Here is a 19,289-nt window from a genome sequence, read left to right on the forward strand (position 1 = left end):
TCCTGATCGGGGGAGCGCGGTGGGGCGGTGACAGTGTGCCGCAGTCCTCGCGTGACCCTGCGGCGAGGTGGTCACCGGTCCCGGCCCGCCCCGGCGGAGGGAACGGCGACGAACATGCGCGGCCTGCGGTACCCGGCGGCGTCGAACGCCGTGGTCACGGCGGCCTCCACCGCGTGCCGATCGTTCTCGCGGACCAACGCGATGGCCGAGCCGCCGAAGCCGCCGCCCGTCATGCGGGAGCCGAGGGCGCCCGCGGTGCGGGCCGTGTCGACGGCGAGGTCGAGCTCGGGACACGAGATGCGGTAGTCGTCGCGCATGCTCACGTGCGAGGCGTCCAGCACGGGACCGATGTCGGCGATCCGGCCGTCCCGCAGGTACCGGGACGCTTCGAGGACCCGCGCGTTCTCCGTGACGATGTGCCGGACGAGCGGAACGAGGTCAGCAGGCAGCCGGTCGAGGGCGTCGGCCAGCGTGTCCGGAGTGACGTCGCGCAGCGCGGGCAGGCCCAGCAGGCGCGCCGCCTTCTCCGTGCCCTCCCGTCGGTCGCCGTACTCGGATCCGCCCAGCGAGTGCTTGACCTGCGTGTCGATCACCAGCACCGACAGGCCCGCGCCCGTGGCGTTGAACGGCACCTGCTCGGTCTCCCCGGACCGGCAGTCCAGGAACAGGACGTGGCCGTCGACGCAGCACATCGACGCCGTCTGGTCGAGCGAACCGGTCGGGACGCCGACGAACTCGTTCTCGGCGCGCTGAGCCCATCGTGCGATCTCGGCGCGCCGGGAGGCGTCCTGGTCGTGCTCGCCCGCGAGGCCGAGCAGCGCCATCGCCGTGGCGCACTCGATGGCGGCCGACGACGACAGGCCGGCACCGGTCGGCACGTCGCCCGCGATCACGAGGTCGGCTCCCCGGTCGACGCTCCATCCCCCCGCGTCGGCCGTGCCGCCGTCGCCGGTCGTGCCGTGGCCGCGGACACCGGCCTGGCGCAGCACCCAGGCGACGCCCGCCGGGTAGCCGGACCACCCGTCCGGTGTACCGGGCTGCAGGTCGGCCACCGCCACGGGTGTCTCGGCATGGACCCGGCCGTCCGAGCCGACGGTGGCGAAGGTCAGCTTGCCGTCCTCACGGGGTGCGGCCGCGGCGGCGAGACGGTGGGGGAGCGCGAACGGCAGCACGAACCCGTCGTTGTAGTCGGTGTGCTCCCCGATGAGGTTCACCCTGCCCGGGGCCGACCACACGCCCGCGGGCGCACGACCGTGGACGGAACGGAACGCGTCGTCGGCGGTGTCGGCGGGGTTCGCCGTCGTCGCCTGGTCCGCGGCCGTCACCGGGTCTGAGCCAGGACGGCGTGCAGCACGGTCGTGTTCACCGTGCCCGAGGCCGCGTCGTCGGACACCTCCACGGAGGTGCCCGCGTTCTTGCCGACGTGGACCGTCCGGCCCGGCACGATGCCGACAGCCTTGAGCTGCGCCATGAGCTTCTCGTCGCTCTGCACGTGCTCGGCGATGCGGCGGATCTCCACCTTGCCGCCGCCCGAACGTGCCACGTCGTCGAGCCGCACCAGGTCGGACTCGGCGGGCGGGGCGGGTTCGCCGCCGTCGCCGAGCTTGTCCAGGCCCGGGATCGGGTTGCCGTACGGCGAGGTGGTCGGCTGGTTCAGCAGTGTGACGAGCTTGCGCTCCACGGCCTCGCTCATCACGTGCTCCCAGCGGCACGCCTCGCTGTGGACGTGTTCCCACTCCAGGCCGATGACGTCGACCAGCAGCCGCTCGGCCAGCCGGTGCTTGCGCATCACGGCGATGGCGAGCTCACGCCCGTGCTCCGTCAGCTGCAGGTGCCGGTCGTCCGCGACGACGACCAGGCCGTCCCGTTCCATGCGCGCCACCGTCTGGCTCACCGTCGGACCGCTCTGCTCCAGCCGCTCCGCGATCCGCGCGCGCAGCGGGGTGACACCTTCCTCTTCGAGCTCGAAGATGGTGCGCAAGTACATCTCTGTGGTGTCGATGAGATCGTTCACGCCTGTCCCCTTTGTTCGCCGAACTCATGGTAGTCCTCGCCCCCGACGTCGCGGTCGGCCGTCACGTGCCGTCATCGGGCACCGGTGGTGTGGTAATCACCGACCGACGACCGACGAGGAGCCCGTCCGCCGCGGCGGACGGGCTTGCATCCGGCCAGCCGGACTCCGGCACCGCTCTCGAGGTAAGGAACGCCACTGATGCCCGAAACCATCCCCGAAACGCAGCCAGGTGCACAGCCCGCGCCGTTCGGACCGGTGGTGACCACCGCTGACCTCGCGGACGCGCTCGCCGGGCCGATCGACCGGCGGCCGGTCGTGCTCGACGTGCGGTGGCGGCTCCTGGGCCCGCCCGGCGTGGAGTCGTACCGCGACGGGCACCTGCCCGGAGCCGTGTTCCTCGACATCGACACCGACCTCGCCGGTGCTCCGGGGCCCGCGGGCAGGCACCCCCTGCCGGACCCCGCCGACCTGCAGCGCGTGCTGCGCGCCGCCGGGGTGCGTGCCGACCGCCCGGTCGTCACGTACGACGACGCCGATTCCTCCGTCGCGGCGCGTGCGTGGTGGCTGCTGCGCTGGGCGGGCCACGACCGGGTGGCGGTGCTCGACGGCGGGTTCGAGGCCTGGCGGGCCGAGGGCAGGCCCGTGACGGCGGAGGTCCCCGACCCGCAGCCGGGCGAGTTCACCGTCGAGCCCGGCCACCTGCCCGTTCTCGACGCCGACGGGGCGGCGGCGCTGGCCCGGGACGGCGTGCTCCTCGACGCGCGTGCCCACGAGCGCTACACCGGCGATCACGAGCCGGTCGACCCGCGGGGCGGCCACGTCCCCGGTGCCCGCAACGCACCGTTCGCGGCGCACGTCGAGCCCGACGGGCACTGGCGCTCCCCGGAGCAGCTGCGGGAGCACTTCGCGCGCGTCGGCGTCGACGTCCCCCGGCATGGATCCGGGCACGGGCCCGGCACCCCTGCGCGAGACACGGGGGTGGGCGTGTACTGCGGTTCGGGCGTCACCGCCAGTTCCGTGGTGCTCGCCCTCGAACGCGCGGGCCGCGACACCCCGGCCGCGCTGTACGCGGGCTCGTGGTCCAACTGGTCGGCGGACCCGGACCGGCCCGCGGCGACGGGTGACGATCCGGGTTGATCGTCACCCTGGACTCGGCGGCGCTGGCAGCTACGCTCTGGGCATGTCTCCCTCCGCCGTCGTCTGGGACTCCGCGCTGCTGGCCTACGACATGGGTGACCAGCATCCGTTCAACCCGGTGCGGCTGCACCTGACGATGCGGCTCGCGACGGCGCTCGGCGTGCTCGACGACGTGCCGTTGCTGTCTCCCGAGCCCGCGGGGGTCAAGGATCTGTACCGCGCGCATTCGGCGGAGTACCTCGAGGCGGTGCAGCAGGCGCCGATGGCCGGCTGGGACGTCGGCCACGGTCTCGGGAGCGACGACAACCCGGTCTTCACCGACATGCACGATGCGGCCTCCCTCGTCGTCGGGTCGACCCTGCTGGGCGCCCGGTGCATCTCCGAGGGCAGGACGCAGCGGGCGGTGAGCATCGCCGGCGGTCACCACCACGCCATGCAGGACCGCGCCTCCGGGTTCTGCGTCTACAACGACTGTTCCGTCGCGATCTCGTGGTTGCTGGAGCAGGGCTACGACCGCATCGCGTACGTGGACACGGACGTGCACCACGGTGACGGGGTGCAGGCGGCGTTCCTCGGAGATCCGCGGGTGCTGACGATCTCGCTGCACCAGCATCCGTTCACGCTGTTCCCGGGCACCGGCTATTCGGGTGAGATCGGGGTCGAGGACGCGGAGGGCCGGGCCGTCAACGTGCCGCTGCCGCCGAACACCGGCGACGCAGGATGGCTGCGCGCGTTCCACGCCGTGGTGCCGTCCCTGCTCGAGACGTTCCGCCCGCAGATCCTGGTCACGCAGTGCGGGGTCGATTCGCACGGTGAGGACCCGCTCGCGGATCTGTCGCTCACCGTCGACGGGCACCGGACGATCTACCGCGAGTTGCGCCGCCTTGCCGACGGGTACGCCGAGGGCCGGTGGCTCGCCGTCGGCGGCGGGGGATACCAGCTGTTGCGGGTGGTTCCCCGGTCGTGGACGCATCTGATCGCGACGGTGCTCGACCACGACGTCGCCCCGGACACCCCGCTGCCCGCGGAGTGGACCGACATGGTCCGCGGCGTGGCGCCGTCGGCGGAGCTGCCGCCGACCATGTCCGACGGTGCAGACGGGGGATTCTCCGCGTGGGGTGACGGCTTCGACGACGCCGTGGACGCGGCGATCCGCGACACCCGCCGTGCCGTGTTCCCGTTGCACGGACTGGACCCGGACGATCCGAGGGACTGAACCGCCATGACCGAGCAACAGCATTCCTCCGGTACGGACGAGACGCCGGGCCCGGACGGACCGGACGCGGAGGCCGCCGCCACCGAAGGCACGGGCACCGGTGGCAGCGGCGATGCGGCGGCCGCGAACGGCGGCGCGGGGGAGAGCGGGGAACCGGAGCCGGATCCGTTCGCCTACCCGCATGAATGGGAGGCCGACGTCGTCCTGTCCGACGGCGGCACGGTGCACATGCGCCCCATCGTGCCGAGCGATGCCGACCGGGTCGTGGCGTTGCACAGCAGGCTCTCGGAGCGCACCCGGTACATGCGCTACTTCGGCGCCTACCCGCGGATCCCGGCGCGGGACCTCAGGCGCTTCACGACCGTGGATCATCGCAGCCGGGTGGCGTTCATCGCCTTGCTGGGTGACGACGCCGTGGCGGTCGGGCGGTACGAGGGGCTCGACAGCGAGTCGGCCGAGGTGGCGTTCGTCGTCGATGACGCGCACCAGGGCCGGGGACTGGGGTCGATCCTGCTCGAACACCTCGCTGCCGCGGCGCGGGAGTCGGGGCTGCGCCGGTTCGTGGCGGAGGTCCTGGCCGAGAACTCGGCGATGGTGCGCGTGTTCCGCGACGCCGGTTACCAGGTCAGCCGCTCCTTCGAGGAAGGCGTCGTGCACCTCGAGTTCGACATCGATCCGACGGAGGACTCGCTCGAGGTGGCGCGCGCCCGGGAACAGGCCGCCGAGGCGCGCAGCGTGCACAACCTGCTGCATCCGCGCTCGGTGGCCGTGATCGGCGCGTCGACCGACCCGACGAAGATCGGGTACGCGGTCCTGACCAATCTGCTGGGCGCCGACTTCTCCGGGCCGGTCTTCCCGGTCAACGCCGAGCACGCGTCGGTGCGCGGGGTCCGGGCATACAAGTCGGTGCTGGACATCCCGGACCCCGTGGACCTCGCGGTCGTGGCCGTGCCCGCCGACCAGGTCGAGGCGGTGCTCGACGGGGCGCTGGCCAAGGGCGTCAAGACGTTGGTCATCGTCTCCGCCGGGTTCGCGGAGGCGGGCCCGCACGGTCTGCACTCCGAGCTGCAGCTCGTCGGGGAGGCGCGGGCCCACGGGATGCGGGTCGTCGGACCGAACGCGCTCGGCGTGCTCAACACCGACCGGCGGGTGCGGCTCAACGCGACGCTCGCTCCGCAGCTGCCGAAGCCGGGTCGTACCGGGTTCTTCTGCCAGTCGGGTTCGCTGGGCACGGCGATTCTGGCCGACGCGGGGTCGCGCGGGCTCGGGTTGTCGACATTCGTCTCGGCGGGGAACCGCGCCGACGTCTCCGGCAACGACCTGTTGCAGTACTGGGAGACCGACCCGAACACCGACGTCGTGTTGCTGTATCTCGAGTCGTTCGGCAACCCGCGCAAGTTCGCCCGCCTGGCCAGGCGACTGGCGCGCACGAAACCGATCGTGGTGGTGAAGTCGGGCAGGCACGCGGTCCGGCCGCAGCTCGCGGCGACGTCGACGGACATCGACGAGGCGAGCGTGCAGGCGCTGTTCGAGCAGGCCGGCGTGGTGCGAGTGGATTCGCTGGCGCAGCTGTTCGACACGGCGCTCGTGTTCGCCCATCAGCCGCTGCCCGCCGGGGCGCGGGTGGGGATCGTGGGCAACTCGAGTGCGATCGGCCTGCTCGCGGCGGACACGGCGCGGGCGAACGGGCTCGAACTCGGCATCGAGGCGGTCGACATCGGACCGCAGGCCTCGCCGGAGGAGTTCGCCGCGGCGGTCGGCGATGCGCTGGACTCCCCGCACGTCGACGCGCTGGTCGCCGTGTTCGCTCCACCTGTGGCGACCCCCGGCACGCGGTACGCGCGGGCGCTGCGGGAGACGGTGCAGGCGCGGGACGCGGTCGACAAGCCGATCGTGTCGACGTTCCTCGCCGTCGAGGGGGTTCCCGCCGAGCTGGCGACGCTCGGCGACCACGGCCAGCCGGTGGTCGGCTCGATCCCGAGTTACCCCAGTCCGGAACGCGCGGTGAACGCGCTTGCGAGGGTCATCCGGTACGCCGAGTGGCGCGCGCGGCCCCAGGGAGCCGTCGTGCGGCCCGAGGGGTTGCATCCGGAGCGGGCGCAGGGACTCGTCCGGGAGGCCCTGCCCGCCGACGTGCGGCACGCGGCCGACGACGGGCATCCCGTGAGCGGCCATCCCGCGGGCCGACGCTCCGGCGACCGTGACGTCCGGCTGGCCGACGCGGAGCTGGTGCGCCTGCTCGAGTGCTACGGCATCGACGTGGTGCCGTTCCGGGTGGTCTCGAGTGAGGACGAGGCCGCGGCCGTCGCGGCCGAGCTCGGTTACGCGGTGACGCTGAAGGCCTACGACGACACGCTGCGGGGCAGGCCGGACCTGGCCGGGGTGCGCCTGGATCTCGCCTCCGACCACGCGGTGCGCACGAGCTACCGCGACCTGAGCGAGGCGTCCGGCATGGCCGAGATCTACGTGCAGCGGATGGCGCCAAAGGGGATCTCGTGCGTCATCGGGCTGCAGGACGACCCGTCGTTCGGCACGCTCGTCTCGTTCGGACTGTCGGGTGTGGTCAGTACGCTGCTCGGCGATCGCGCGTTCCGGGCGGTTCCGCTGACCGATGTGGACGCCGCGACCCTGGTGCGGGAACCGCGGACGGCGCCGTTGCTCACCGGGTACCGCGGCGACGAGCCCGCCGACCTCGACGCGTTGCAGGACCTCATGTTGCGGGTCGCGGCGCTGGGCGAGGACAACCCGGAGGTGCGGTCGCTGATGCTCGACCCGGTGCTCGCCTCCCCGGAGGGCGCGTTCGTCACCAACGCGCGGATCGTGCTCGGTTCGCCGCCGTCCCGACCCGACACCGGGCCACGGAGGCTGCGCCAGCTCAACGCTCCGGCGGGCTGAGCGTGTCCCGTCAGGGGTGGCCGACGGGTCGGTAGCCGTCGCCGTGGCGCTCCCACACCGGATCGGCGCACGCCGTGCCGTCCGTGGCGAGGCGCCGCTTGAGCACCTTGAACGTCGCCGTTCTCGGCAGTTCGGCCGTCACACGCACGTACCGGGGACGTTGTTTCGGGCCGAGGTCGGCCTGTTCGCCGAGGAACTCCGCGAACTCGCCGGGATCGGGAGCGGCGCCGTCGGCGGGCACGATCGCGGCCATGACCTCGTCGCCGATGTGACCGGGAACGCCGTACACCGCGGCCTCGGCGATCGCGTCGTGGCGTAGGAGGATCCGCTCGATCGGTGCCGTGCCGAGGTTCTCGCCGTCGACGCGTACCCAGTCGGCCGTGCGTCCGGCGAAGTAGACGAACCCGTCGGCGTCGGCATAGGCCAGGTCGCCGGTGTGGTACCGGCCGTCGCGCAGTCGGTCGGCATCCGCGTCCGGGTCGTTGTAGTAACCCGCGAACCAGCCCGGTCCCGCCAGGTTGACGAGCTCGCCCACGGCGGTGTCGGCGTTGCGGAGCCGCCCGTCCGGGCCGAACTCGGCGGGCGGGCACGGCTCACCGGTGTCGGGATCGAGGATGCGCACCCCGTCGGTGAGCCTGCCCAGTGACCCCGGTGGGGTGTCGGGGGTTCTGGCGAAGCCGATCCCGCCTTCGGTGGACCCGTACGCGTCGACCACGTGACAGCCGAAGCGCTCGGCGAACGCGGCCAGGTCCGCCTCGTCGCCCTCGTTGCCGTAGACGACGCGAAGCGGGTTGTCGGCGTCGTCGGGCCGTGGTGGTGTGGCGAGCACGTACGACAGGGGAGTGCCGACGTAGTCGGCGTAGGTCGCCCCGAACCGGCGCACGTCGGGGAGGAACCCGCTCGCGGAGAATCGCTCGCGCAGCGCGATCGCTGCGCCCGCGGCGACTCCGACGGCCCAGCCGGCCATGATCGCGTTCGAGTGAAACATCGGCATCGCGACGTACGCGGTGTCGGAGCGCGAGAGGCCGAACCGTTCGGCGAGCATGCGTCCCGGAAACGCGATCTTCCCGTGGGTGCAGCGGACCGGCTTCGGGTCGCCGCTGGTTCCGGAGGTGAAGATGAGCATCAGCAGGTCGTCGGCGGTCACGGGTACCGGGTCGATGGGCGCCGGGCCGGCGGGTGGCGCGGTGTGCCGCGTGACCAGATCGGTCCACTCCGGACCTCCGAGTTCGAGCACGGGAACGCCGACGTCGTCGCCGAGCAGCGGCCGGTACGAGGACTGGGCGAGTACGGCGCGGCAGTCCGACACCCGCACGTCCCGGGTCAGTGCCGGGCCGCGGCGCGTCGGGTTCAGGCCGACGAGCACCGAGCCGGACAGGGCGCAGCCGCCGAGCAGGAACGCGAACTCGGGGACGTTGTCGGCCAGGATGCCGACGTGGGGCGGGCCGTCCCCGGGATCGGGGTTCGCCAGGTCACCGCTCCGCGGGTCACGTTGCCGTGGGGCACTGCTCAGCAGCTTCCGGAGGGCCGCGCCGCGTGCGGCCGAGGCGGCGAGGACCTCGCTCCACGTCCAGGTCCCGTCGTGGGTCTTCAGCCCCGGTTCCGTGCGGCCTGCCTGGGCCAGCAGCAGCTCGGCGACCGTCGGCGCCGCGGTCATGCCAGCAGCTCCCCGAGGCGGTGCAGCTGAGCCGTGGCACCGCCGCCCGCGAACTCACCGCGTTTCGCGGCCACGAAATACCGGTGCACGTCGTGGTCGACGTCGATGCCGACACCCCCGTGGACGTGCACGGCCGTGTGCGCCACCCGGTGACCGGCCTCGGCGGCCCAGTACTTCGCCGTGGCGATCGCGACATCGACGTCGGCGTCGGGGTCCGGTCCCTGGCCGCGGTCGCCGTCCGGTGCTCCGCCGCCCGTGCGCGCCGGGGCCGAATGGTCGTGCTGCGGATCCTCCGAGGTGGCCGAGAGACGCCACGCCGCCTGCCAGAGCGAGAGCCGGACGGCGTCGACGTCGATGTAGCCGTCGGCCAGTCGGTGCCGCACCGCCTGGAATCCGCCGATCGGTGTGCCGAACTGGTGCCGCTCACCGGCGTAGGCAGCCGTGAGTTCCAGCGCACGCTCCACGACACCGAGTTGCCGCGCACACGCGCCGAGCGTGAGCCGCCTGCGGAGGAACGGCACCGCCTTCGCAGGCAGCACCGCCCGTGGCCGGACCGCTGCGGCGCGGACGAGCGCGGCGTCAGCGTGGTCGACCACGCGCTGCGGGGCGAGCTCCAGACCGGGATCGTCCGCGCCCACCAGCGCGAGGACGTCGCCGTCGGCCGTGGCCGCCTGGATCAGCAGTCCGTCGGCGAACGCGCCGTAGGGCGCGGTCTGCGCCTCTCCGGTCAGCCCGCCGTCCGGAGCCAGTGCGAACTCGGTGGGAGCCCCGTCGTCGGGCACGGCGGCGGTGAGCACCGCGGCGGCCCGCACCACGGGGACGAGCCAGCGTTCCAGCAGTTCGCCGTCGCCGAACTCGGCGAGCACCGCGGCCGCGGGGGAAATCGCGGGCACATACGGCACGGGCGCGGCGGCGCGGCCCAGCTCGTGCAGAATCGCGCACTGTTCCAGCACGCCGAACCCGCCGCCGCCGACGTTCGACGGTAGGGCGGCGTCCAGCACGCCCGCCGAGGCGAGCGCCCGCCACAGGTCGCGGTCGAACCCGCCGGTCCCGTGCGGCGCCGTCGGCGGGTGGTCGGCGGCGATCCTGCGGGTCAGTTCGGCGAGGTCGTGTTGCGCCTCGGTGTAGGTGAAATCCATCGACGTCTCCTCGGTCGGCAGAATGCGTGACGGTCCGATGTGGATGGCGCTCGGGCGGCGGCGCTCGTCAGCGGGTGACGGGCAGGCCGAGTGCGGTCGAACCGATGATGTCGCGCTGGATCTCGTTGGTGCCGCCGCCGAAAGTGAGGATCAGTGCCGACCGGTGTGCCCGTTCGATGCGTCCCTGCAGCAGCGCACCCGGTGAGCCCTCGCGGACGAGCCCACCCGCACCGAGGACCTCGAGCAGCAGCCGATAGGCGTCCGTGGCCAGCTCCGTGCCGAACACCTTGGTCGCCGAGGCGTCCGCGGGCGCGACCGCGCCGGTGTCGGCAGTGGAGGCGATCTTCCAGTTGCGGAGCTTGAGATAGTCGGCGTGGGCGTGCACCCGCGCCAGGTGCGTGCGCACCCAGGCCTGGTCGATGACGCGGCTGCCGTCGGCGCGCTTGCTCTCGCGCGCCCACGTCAGCACCTCGGACAGTGCCGCCAGCAGCGGCGCCGCGGAGGTGAGCGCGACCCGTTCGTGGTTGAGCTGGTTGGTGATCAGCGGCCAGCCCGCGTTCTCCTCGGCGATCCGCGCGGAGACGGGCACCCTCACGTCCGAGTAGTAGGTCGCGCTCGTGCCCGGGCCCGCGACGGTGTGGACCTTCGTCCACGAGAACCCCTCCGCCGAGGTCGGCACCGTGAACACGCTGATCCCCTTGTGGCGTTTCGCATCCGGATCGGTTCGCGCGGCCAGCCACACGTAGTCGGCGTACTCGATGAGACTGGTCCACATCTTCTGGCCGTTGACGACGTACTCGTCACCGTCCCGGACCGCCCGCGTGCGCAGCGCGGCCAGGTCGGTGCCCGCGTCGGGCTCGGAATAGCCGATGGCGAAGTGGAGCCGACCGCCCGCGATCCGCGGCAGGAAGTACTCCTTCTGCTCGGGCGTGCCGAACCGCATGATGGTCGGGCCGATGGTGTTGATCGTCAGGAACGGCACCGGCACACCCGCCCTCGCGGCCTCGTCGGTGAAGATCAGCTGGTCCAGCATCGACCGGGCCTGCCCGCCGTACTCCTCCGGCCAGCCGAGCGCCAGCCAGCCGTCCTCGCCGAGCCTGCGCACGATCTCCTTGTACGCGCCGCCGTCGCCGTACTCTCCCCCGCCGGCTACGCCCCCACTGGCGGGGGGACCCCCATTCCCGCCGGCTACGCCCCCACTGGCGGGGGGACCCCCATTCCCGCCGGCTACGCCCTCATTGGCGGCGTCACGGTCGGTGCGGAGCCCGTCACGCAGCTCCGGCGTCATCAGCGTGGCGAAGTACGCGCGCAGCTCCTCGCGGAGCCGTTCGTGCTCCGGTGCGTACGCGATCCGCATCCGATCCTCCTGTGGGCCGTTGGACGTAGTGAGGACCCGGTCGCCCCACCGGCCCGCGCGGTCGGGTCTTCGCCGACCCGGGCCCGGTCCCAGCGCCGATCCCTGTCGGCATCGAGTGTAGAACAGGTTCTATTTGCGCGAACAGTCCCGACCCGGACGGACCTCAGGACTGTCGACGTTGTTCCCGCTCAGCGGTTCGACATGACGGCCGTGAGCCGCGCAGGCACCCGGGACGGTGACCCTTGCGGAGAATGAGAACAAATTCTATTGTCGGGTCCCGATGTGAGCCGTGGTGAGCCAGCACACACCCCCGGCCGCGTCGCACACCGAGCAGGCTTCAACGAGGAGGCAGTACGTGAGAGCGGCCGTTCTGCACGAGATCGGGACCGACAAGCTCGACCTGCGCGACGACGTCACGGTCGTCGGCCCGGGCCCCGGCGAGGTGCGCGTACGCGTGCGTGCCTCGGGTATCTGCCACAGCGACCTGTCCGCGATGACCGGAACGCTGCCCGCGATGGCGCCTGGCGTCGTCGGGCACGAGGGGGCGGGCGAGGTCGTGGCTGTCGGCGACGGCGTGGAGCACCTGCAGCCCGGCGACCACGTCACGATGTCGTTCGTACCGCCGTGCGGGCACTGCCCGGACTGCGTGCGCGGCGAACTGAACCTGTGCGCCGTGCACGTCGTCGAGGCGTTCACCACCGCCCGGTTCCGCATCGGCGAACAGCAGCTGTTCGGCTTCTCCGGCCTCGGAACGTTCGCCGAGGAACTCGTCGTTCCCGCGCCCGCCGCGGTGAAAGTCGACCCCGACGTGCCGTTCGAGACCGCCGCGCTGATCGCGTGTGGCGTGCTGACCGGGGTCGGCGCGGTGCTCAACACCGCGAAGGTCGAACCCGGGTCGACGGCGATCGTGTACGGCTGCGGCGGTGTCGGCATCTCGGTCATCCAGGGGCTGCGGATCGCGGGTGCCACCACGATCGTCGCCGTCGACCCGGTCACGGCCAAGCACGACGTCGCCAAGCGGTTCGGTGCGACCCACGCCGTGACGCCGGACCAGGTGGAGGAGACCAAACACGCGCTGACGGCCTCGCAGGGGTTCGACCACGCCTTCGACGTCGTCGGCGCGCCGGCGACGATCCGCTCCGGTTGGGACCACGCGCGCCGCGGCGGGTCCGTCGTCGTGGTCGGCGCGGGCAAGGCCGATGCGATGGTCGAGTTCAGCGCGCAGGAGTTGTTCCTGCACGACAAGAAGATCCTCGGCTCGCTCTACGGCTCCGCGCACGTCGAACGGGACACGGCGGCGATGCTCCGCTTCTGGCGCGCGGGGATGCTCGACCTCGACGGCATGATCAGCCGCCGTATCGGATTCGACGACCTCAACACCGGACTCGACACATTGCGGGCCGGCAGCGGCGACGTGATCCGCCAGGTGGTGACCTTCGGGTGAGTGTTCCGGCAGGCGAACCGGCCGACGCGGTGCTCGACGGCCGGGTCGCGATCGTCACCGGCGCGGGTGCGGGACTGGGCCGCGCCGAAGCGCTCGAACTCGCCGAGCAGGGCGCCGCCGTCGTCGTCAACGACCTCACCGACGCCGCCGCCCGTGCCACGGCCGCCGCCGTCGAGGAGGTCGGCGGCAAGGCGCTGGCCGTGGCCGGAGACGTCGGCGAGCGTGCCACGGCCGACGCGCTGCTCGCCGCGGCGTCCGACCACTTCGGCCGCCTCGACGTCGTGGTCAACAACGCGGGCCTGGTGCGCGACAAGATGCTGTTCAACCTCACCGACGACGACTGGGACACCGTGGTCCGGGTGCACCTGCGAGGGCATTTCCTGCTGTGCCGCGGCGCGTTGCAGTACTGGCGGTCGGTGTCCAAGGCCGGCGGCGGCCCGGCGTACGGCCGGATCGTCAACACCGCCTCCGAGGCCTTCCTGTCGGGTCCGGCCGGGCAGGGGAACTACGGTGCCGCGAAGGCGGGCATCACGGCGCTGACGGTGTCGACCGCGCGGGCCGGTGCCGGCTACGGCGTCCGCGCCAACGCGATCTGCCCGCGCGCCCGGACGGCCATGACGGCAGGCACGTTCGGTGCCGAGGCACCGGACGGCGACGACCCGCTGTCGACCGGTCACGTCGCCCCGTTCGTGGCCTACCTCGGATCACCGGGAGCCGACCGCATCAACGGCCAGGTGTTCGTCGTGCACGGGGGGCACGTGGCACTGCTGGCCCCGCCGTCGATCGAACAGGACTTCGTCACCGCAGGCGAGGCCTGGACGGTTGGTGAACTCGCCGGCCGCATCGGCGGCCACTTCGACGACCGCGACCCCGCACGCATGTTCTCCGCGACCGACGTGCTGGAACTGGGACAACCGGGACAGGAGACGCGCCCATGACGCTGACCATGCAACCGCACCGCGAGACGGTGGGACTCAAACCGGGCCTGCTCTACATCGACGGCGAATGGGGAGGTGCCACCGACGGCGCCACCTGGACGCACCGGCACCCCGCCACCGGTGAGGACATCGGTGAACTCGCCGTCGCCTCGGCGTCCGATGTGGACGCCGCAGTCGCCGCGGCACGCAGGCGGTTCGACTCCGGCGAGTGGTCGAACACCCGCGCGCAGGAACGCATCGGTGTGCTGCGCCGGTGCGGGGCGCTGCTGCGTGAGCACGCCGAGGAGCTCCGCGGACTGCAGGCCTTGGACAACTCCGTACCCGTCGGCTTCGGCGCGGGCGTCTACGCCGTGTCGGTCGAGGTCGCCGCAGACGTGTTCGACCACCACGCCGGCTGGGTCGACAAGCTCGGCGGCGAGACACTCACGCCGTATCAGGGCGGTGACCACCTGGCGATGACGTTCCGCGAGCCGATCGGTGTCGTCGCGGCGATTCTTCCGTGGAACGCCCCGTTCCTCTTGTTCGCGCAGAAGGTGGCGCCCGCGCTCGCGACCGGCTGCACCGTGGTGCTCAAACCGTCCGAGTACTGCACGTTCACGGTGCTGCGGATGGTGGAGCTGCTCGAGCAGGCCGGTGTGCCCGCCGGGGTGCTCAACGTCGTGACCGGCCCCGGCGACCCGACCGGCGAGCGGCTCATCACCCACCCCGACGTCGACAAGGTCAGCTTCACCGGCTCGCGCGGCGTGGGTGGCCGGATCGTCGAGGCGTCCGCGGCGACGATGAAACGCGTCTCGCTCGAACTCGGCGGAAAGAGCCCGGCGATCGTCTTCGACGACGCCGCGGACGTCGGCCTCGCGGCGGCGACGACGATCGGCGCCGTGACCCTCGGCCTGTCCGGCCAGGCGTGTGTCGCGAACACCCGTGCGCTGGTGCACCGCGACGTCTACGACGAATTCATCGCCGCGGCCGAGGGCATGGCGGGCATGGTCAGCTACGGCGACCCGTTCGACCCCGGCGTGATGTCGGCGCCGCTGATCAACGGCACGCAGCTCGACCGCGTGCTCGGCTACATCGAGCGGGGCAAGGCGGACGGAGCTCGGCTCGTGACCGGTGGGGAGCGGCTCGACGGCGACTACGCGAACGGCAACTTCGTCGCACCGACGATCTTCGCCGACGTCGACAACGCGTCCACGCTCGCGCAGGAGGAGGTCTTCGGCCCCGTCCTGGCGGTGATCCCGTTCGACGACGAGGACGAGGCAGTCGCGATGGCCAACGACACCGAGTACGGCCTGGGTGCGAGCGTGTTCAGTGCGAACGCCCAGCGCACGTTCCGCGTGGCCCGCAAGGTGCGCGCGGGAACCGTGTGCGTCAACGGGTTCCAGATCGAACCGCACCTGCCGTTCGGCGGCTTCAAGCAGTCCGGCCTGGGCAGGGAGGGTGGCAAGTCCGCCATCGAGTCGTTCACCGAGCTCAAGACCGTGCTGATGCCCCTCGGCGACGAGATGATGTGAGCGCGCCGATGACGACGACTCCCGACATGCTCAGCGGTGGTGCGCGACTCGCCGGCAAGGTCGCGCTGGTCACGGGTGCGGCGGGCGGCCAGGGCGCGGCGTTCGCGCGCAGGCTCGTCGCCGAGGGCGCGCGAGTGCTGGTCACCGACGTCGAAGACGCCGACGGCAAGGAGGTCGCGGCCGGTCTGTGCGCCGAACGCGACGGTACGGCCGCCTACCAGCGGCTCGACGTGTCGTCCGAAGAGGACTGGACCTCCGCGGTCGAACGCGTCACCGAGGAGTTCGGCCCGCCGACCGTGCTGGTCAACAACGCCGGCCTGCTGCACTTCTCGGAGCTGGAACACACCGCGTTGGCCGACTACGAGCGGATCCTGCGGGTGAACCAGATCGGTACGTTCCTCGGCATGCGCGCGGTCGTGGCACCCATGACGGCGGCCGGCGGTGGTTCGATCATCAACCTGTCGTCCGTCGAAGGGCTCGCAGGCATGCCGTACGTCGCGGCCTACACGGCCACGAAGTTCGCCATCCGCGGCATGACGAAGGTGGCGGCCCTGGAACTCGGCGCCAAAGGCATTCGTGTCAACTCCGTGCACCCGGGCATGATCGACACTGCCATGATCCGCAGGTTCACGGGCGCGGACACCGACCTGTCCCCGGTGGGCGCGAAGGTCGCGCTCGGCCGGGTCGGCAGACCCGAGGAGATCGCAGGCCTCGTCGCATTCCTGGCCAGCGACGACAGCTCGTACAGCACCGGGGCCGAGTTCGTCGCCGACGGCGGTGCGACCGCGACCCACGCGCTGAAGGTGTGACGACCGGGCCGGACCGGCCGGCAGGCGAACGCAGGAGGTGTGATGACCGCACGGACGGGTTCCATCCCGGGCACCGCCGCGTTCGCCCAGGTCGGCCGGCTCACGACGCTGTCGTGGCAGGTGCTCGTCGCGACCCCGCGGCGGCCGTTCCAGTGGCGCGAGTGGATCCAGCAGTGCTGGTTCTTCGCCAGCGTCACGATCCTGCCGACCGCGCTGGTCGCGATCCCGTTCGGTGCGGTCATCGCGTTGCAGCTGGGATCGCTCACGCAGCAGATCGGCGCGCAGTCGTTCACCGGTGCGGCCAGCGCGCTGGCGATCGTGCAACAGGCCAGTCCGCTGATCACGGCGCTGCTCGTCGCGGGTGCGGGCGGCAGCGCCGTGTGCGCCGACATCGGCGCCCGCAAGATCCGCGAGGAGATCGATGCGATGGAGGTGCTCGGGGTCGACCCGATCCAGCGCCTCATCGTGCCGCGGGTGCTCGCGGCGATCGTGGTGTCCGTCCTGCTCAACGGCCTGGTCAGCGTCGTCGGCGTGCTCGGCGGTTACTTCTTCAACGTCGTCATGCAGGGCGGCACCCCGGGCGCGTACTTGGCCAGCTTCAACGCCCTCGCGCAGTTGCCGGACCTGTGGATCAGCGAGATCAAGGCCGTGATCTACGGGTTCTTCGCGGGCGTGGTCGCCGCGTTCCGGGGACTCAACCCGGCCGGTGGGCCGAAGGGTGTCGGTGACGCGGTGAACCAGGCGGTCGTGATCACATTCCTGCTGTTGTTCCTCATCAACGTGGTGCTCACCGCCGTGTACCTGCAGATCGTTCCGCCGAAGGCGTTGTGACGCCATGACCGCGACCCAGGACCGAGACGCCGCGTCCGCGCCACGACCGGAGCCGCCGCGACGCGACCCCCGCGCCGACGAACGGGTACTGGAGGCCATCGCGCGGCCGGGCGCCATGTTCGAGGGTCTCGGCGAACAGCTGCTGTTCTACCTCAAGGTGCTGGCCTGGGTGCCGCGCACGGTCCGCCGGTACAGCAAGGAGACGCTGCGGCTGCTCACGGAGGTGTGTTTCGGCACCGGCGGACTCGCCGTCATCGGCGGCACCCTCGGCGTGATGGTCGGCATGACGCTGTTCACCGGTCTCATCGTCGGCATCCAGGGTTACGCGGCGCTCGAACAGCTCGGCACCGCGGCGCTGACGGGCTTCATCTCGGCCTACTTCAACACCCGCGAGGTGGCGCCGCTCGCCGCCGGTCTGGCCCTGTCGTCCACCGTCGGCTGCGGCTTCACCGCCCAACTCGGCGCAATGCGGATCTCCGAGGAGATCGACGCCATGGAGGTCATGGGCATCCCGAGCCTGCCGTACCTGGTCACGACCCGGGTCATCGCCGGTGTCCTGGCGGTGATCCCGCTGTACGCGGTGGGGCTGTTGTCGTCCTATCTGGCCTCCCGTCAGGTGACGATCTGGATGTACGGCCAGTCAGCGGGAACGTACGACCACTACTTCCACCTGTTCCTCCCGCCGGAGGACGTGCTGTGGTCGTTCCTCAAGGTGATCATCTTCAGCACCATCGTGATCATGTCGCACTGCTTCTACGGCTACTACGCGCGCGGCGGCCCTGCGGGCGTGGGAGTGGCCGTGGGCCGGGCGGTGCGGACGTCGATCGTGCTGGTCGCGGTGCTGGACTTCTTCCTCAGCCTCGCGATCTGGGGTGCGACGACGACGGTGAGGTTGTCCGGATGAGTACACGCAGGGCGGTGGTGCGCAGGCTCGGGCTGCAGGTGCTCGGGCTGGTCTTCCTCGTCGTCGCCGCGCTGTTCATCGCCACGACGATCGCGATCTACAACAAGGCGTTCTCCGACGCTGTCTCCGTGCGCCTCGAGACCTCCACCGCGGGTAACCAGCTGCGCAAGGGCGCCGACGTCAAGATCCGCGGGATGCGTGTCGGCGAGGTGCGGTCGGTGTCGACCGACGGTGAGAAGGCGATCCTCGAACTGGCCATCGAGCGCGACCGGATCGGGGCCGTTCCCTCCGGAGTGTCGGCGCGACTGCTGCCGAAGACGTTGTTCGGCGAACGCTACGTGGCACTCCAGCCGCCCGACCGGTCCGAACGCGACGGTGAGGTCACGCCGTTGGCGGCGGGCGACGTCATCACGCAGGACCGCAGTCGCTCTGCGGTCGAACTGGAGCAGGTCCTGTCCAATGTGCTCCCGCTGCTCCAGTCGGTGCAGCCGCAGAAGCTGTCCGGCACGCTCTCGTCGGTCTCCGACGCGCTCGAGGGGCGCGGCGAGCAGCTGGGGGACACGCTCGTGGGGCTGTCGAAGTACCTCAAGGACTTCAACCCGTCGCTGCCGGACCTCTCGCACGACATCACGGCGGCGGCCGACGTGGCCGACATCTACCGCGAGGCGGCTCCCGATTTCCTCGCCGCGATGCGGGATCTGACCACGACGACGCGCACGATCGTCGAGAAACGCGAGGGACTCGCCGGGGTGTACGAGAGCGTCTCCGGCGCGTCCGGCGACCTGACGCGGTTCCTCGCCGCCAACGAGCGCAACATCATCCGGCTCACGACGACGTCCCAGTCGACCCTCGACGTGCTCGCCAAGTACGCGCCGCAGTACCCGTGCATGTTCCGGCAGTTCGCCGAGGCGGTGCCGAACGCCAAGGCCGCGTTCGGCCACGGCGACGACGAGATGAACCACGTCGTGATCCGGATGCTGGCCGACAACCGCGGCAAGTACAAACCGGGCGTCGACGAACCGCGCTACGACGACAAGCGTGGCCCCCGGTGTTATCCGCAGATGGTTCCGCCGGAACGGTTCCCGCAGTACCCGCCGGAAGGGCCGCTCGAGGACGGGTCGACGCATCCGGCGCCGTCGAAGAACTCCGGCGGGCTGCCCGGCCCGGTGCTGGGCTACGACGTGCCGTTCCCCGCCGACGGCGACGACAAGGCCGCGCTGCAGGGGAACGAGAACCAGGCCTCGGGCGGCGGCGGGACGTCGCAGGGCCGGGTCTCCTCGCCCGCCAACTCGGCGGCCGAGCACCGGCTGATCGGGGTCTTGCAGTCGCCGCACACCGGGATCGCGCCGGACGAGCTCCCGGGCTGGGGCGGCGTGCTGCTCGGCCCGCTGTACCGCGGCGCGACCGTGGAGCTGCGATGACGGTGGAGCTGCGATG

Annotated in this window: 15 protein-coding genes; 10 read left to right on the top strand and 5 right to left on the bottom strand. The window is 71.7% G+C overall.

The window, feature by feature from the left end:
• Positions 1-71: 71 nt before the first annotated feature.
• Positions 72-1,325, bottom strand: a complete 1,254-nt coding sequence (gene galK / locus FHS23_RS18140) for a galactokinase (protein ID WP_183657206.1) — start codon at positions 1,323-1,325, stop codon at positions 72-74.
• Positions 1,322-2,014 carry an iron-dependent transcriptional repressor DtxR gene (locus FHS23_RS18145; RefSeq protein ID WP_183657209.1) on the bottom strand — a complete coding sequence of 231 codons (693 nt, stop codon included), beginning with the start codon at positions 2,012-2,014 and terminating at the stop codon, positions 1,322-1,324. Before FHS23_RS18145 ends, galK begins: the two co-directional genes overlap by 4 nt.
• A gap of 198 nt (positions 2,015-2,212) precedes the next feature.
• Between FHS23_RS18145 and FHS23_RS18150 the strand changes: the two genes are divergently transcribed.
• Genes FHS23_RS18150 through FHS23_RS18160 form a run of 3 tightly spaced genes read left to right on the top strand, consistent with a single transcriptional unit; the run spans position 2,213 to position 7,262 of the window.
• Complete coding sequence (locus FHS23_RS18150; protein WP_183657213.1) at positions 2,213-3,151, top strand: sulfurtransferase; 939 nt, start codon at positions 2,213-2,215, stop codon at positions 3,149-3,151.
• A gap of 43 nt (positions 3,152-3,194) precedes the next feature.
• A complete protein-coding gene (locus tag FHS23_RS18155; RefSeq protein ID WP_183657216.1) occupies positions 3,195-4,367 on the top strand; it encodes an acetoin utilization protein AcuC in 1,173 nt (390 codons plus the stop codon).
• A 6-nt stretch (positions 4,368-4,373) separates the two neighbouring features.
• A complete protein-coding gene (locus tag FHS23_RS18160) occupies positions 4,374-7,262 on the top strand; it encodes a bifunctional acetate--CoA ligase family protein/GNAT family N-acetyltransferase (RefSeq protein ID WP_183657218.1) in 2,889 nt (962 codons plus the stop codon).
• A gap of 10 nt (positions 7,263-7,272) precedes the next feature.
• Here FHS23_RS18160 and FHS23_RS18165 read toward each other — a convergent pair whose 3' ends face one another.
• The 3 genes from FHS23_RS18165 to FHS23_RS18175 all read right to left on the bottom strand — a co-directional run bounded on the left by FHS23_RS18165 (position 7,273) and on the right by FHS23_RS18175 (position 11,415).
• Positions 7,273-8,919, bottom strand: a complete 1,647-nt coding sequence (locus tag FHS23_RS18165) for a long-chain-fatty-acid--CoA ligase (RefSeq protein WP_183657220.1) — start codon at positions 8,917-8,919, stop codon at positions 7,273-7,275.
• A complete protein-coding gene (locus tag FHS23_RS18170) occupies positions 8,916-10,058 on the bottom strand; it encodes an acyl-CoA dehydrogenase family protein (RefSeq protein WP_183657222.1) in 1,143 nt (380 codons plus the stop codon). The genes FHS23_RS18165 and FHS23_RS18170 overlap by 4 nt, the downstream gene beginning before the upstream one ends.
• 67 nt (positions 10,059-10,125) lie before the next feature.
• Positions 10,126-11,415, bottom strand: a complete 1,290-nt coding sequence (locus tag FHS23_RS18175; RefSeq protein ID WP_246382378.1) for an acyl-CoA dehydrogenase family protein — start codon at positions 11,413-11,415, stop codon at positions 10,126-10,128.
• A gap of 355 nt (positions 11,416-11,770) precedes the next feature.
• Between FHS23_RS18175 and FHS23_RS18180 the strand changes: the two genes are divergently transcribed.
• The 7 genes from FHS23_RS18180 to FHS23_RS18210 all read left to right on the top strand — a co-directional run bounded on the left by FHS23_RS18180 (position 11,771) and on the right by FHS23_RS18210 (position 19,273).
• Positions 11,771-12,859 carry an alcohol dehydrogenase catalytic domain-containing protein gene (locus FHS23_RS18180; protein WP_183657224.1) on the top strand — a complete coding sequence of 363 codons (1,089 nt, stop codon included), beginning with the start codon at positions 11,771-11,773 and terminating at the stop codon, positions 12,857-12,859.
• A gap of 29 nt (positions 12,860-12,888) precedes the next feature.
• Positions 12,889-13,797, top strand: a complete 909-nt coding sequence (locus tag FHS23_RS18185) for a 3-oxoacyl-ACP reductase (protein ID WP_183657457.1) — start codon at positions 12,889-12,891, stop codon at positions 13,795-13,797.
• Positions 13,794-15,308: an aldehyde dehydrogenase family protein gene (locus tag FHS23_RS18190; protein ID WP_183657227.1), complete on the top strand. Its 1,515-nt coding sequence runs from the start codon at positions 13,794-13,796 to the stop codon at positions 15,306-15,308. The genes FHS23_RS18185 and FHS23_RS18190 overlap by 4 nt, the downstream gene beginning before the upstream one ends.
• Before the next feature lie 8 nt (positions 15,309-15,316).
• Positions 15,317-16,117: a glucose 1-dehydrogenase gene (locus tag FHS23_RS18195; protein WP_425501138.1), complete on the top strand. Its 801-nt coding sequence runs from the start codon at positions 15,317-15,319 to the stop codon at positions 16,115-16,117.
• Positions 16,118-16,159: 42 nt separating this feature from the next.
• A complete protein-coding gene (locus tag FHS23_RS18200) occupies positions 16,160-16,948 on the top strand; it encodes an MlaE family ABC transporter permease (RefSeq protein ID WP_183657229.1) in 789 nt (262 codons plus the stop codon).
• A gap of 115 nt (positions 16,949-17,063) precedes the next feature.
• On the top strand, positions 17,064-17,852 hold the full coding sequence (locus FHS23_RS18205; RefSeq protein WP_246382441.1) for an MlaE family ABC transporter permease: 789 nt from the start codon (positions 17,064-17,066) through the stop codon (positions 17,850-17,852).
• The gene (locus FHS23_RS18210; RefSeq protein ID WP_183657236.1) at positions 17,849-19,273 is read left to right on the top strand and encodes an MCE family protein; all 1,425 of its coding nucleotides are present in this window, start codon (positions 17,849-17,851) and stop codon (positions 19,271-19,273) included. The genes FHS23_RS18205 and FHS23_RS18210 overlap by 4 nt, the downstream gene beginning before the upstream one ends.
• The last annotated feature ends 16 nt before the right edge of the window (positions 19,274-19,289 follow it).

The sequence above is a fragment of the Prauserella isguenensis genome (genome assembly GCF_014191605.1).
GTDB classification, from domain to species: domain Bacteria; phylum Actinomycetota; class Actinomycetes; order Mycobacteriales; family Pseudonocardiaceae; genus Prauserella; species Prauserella isguenensis.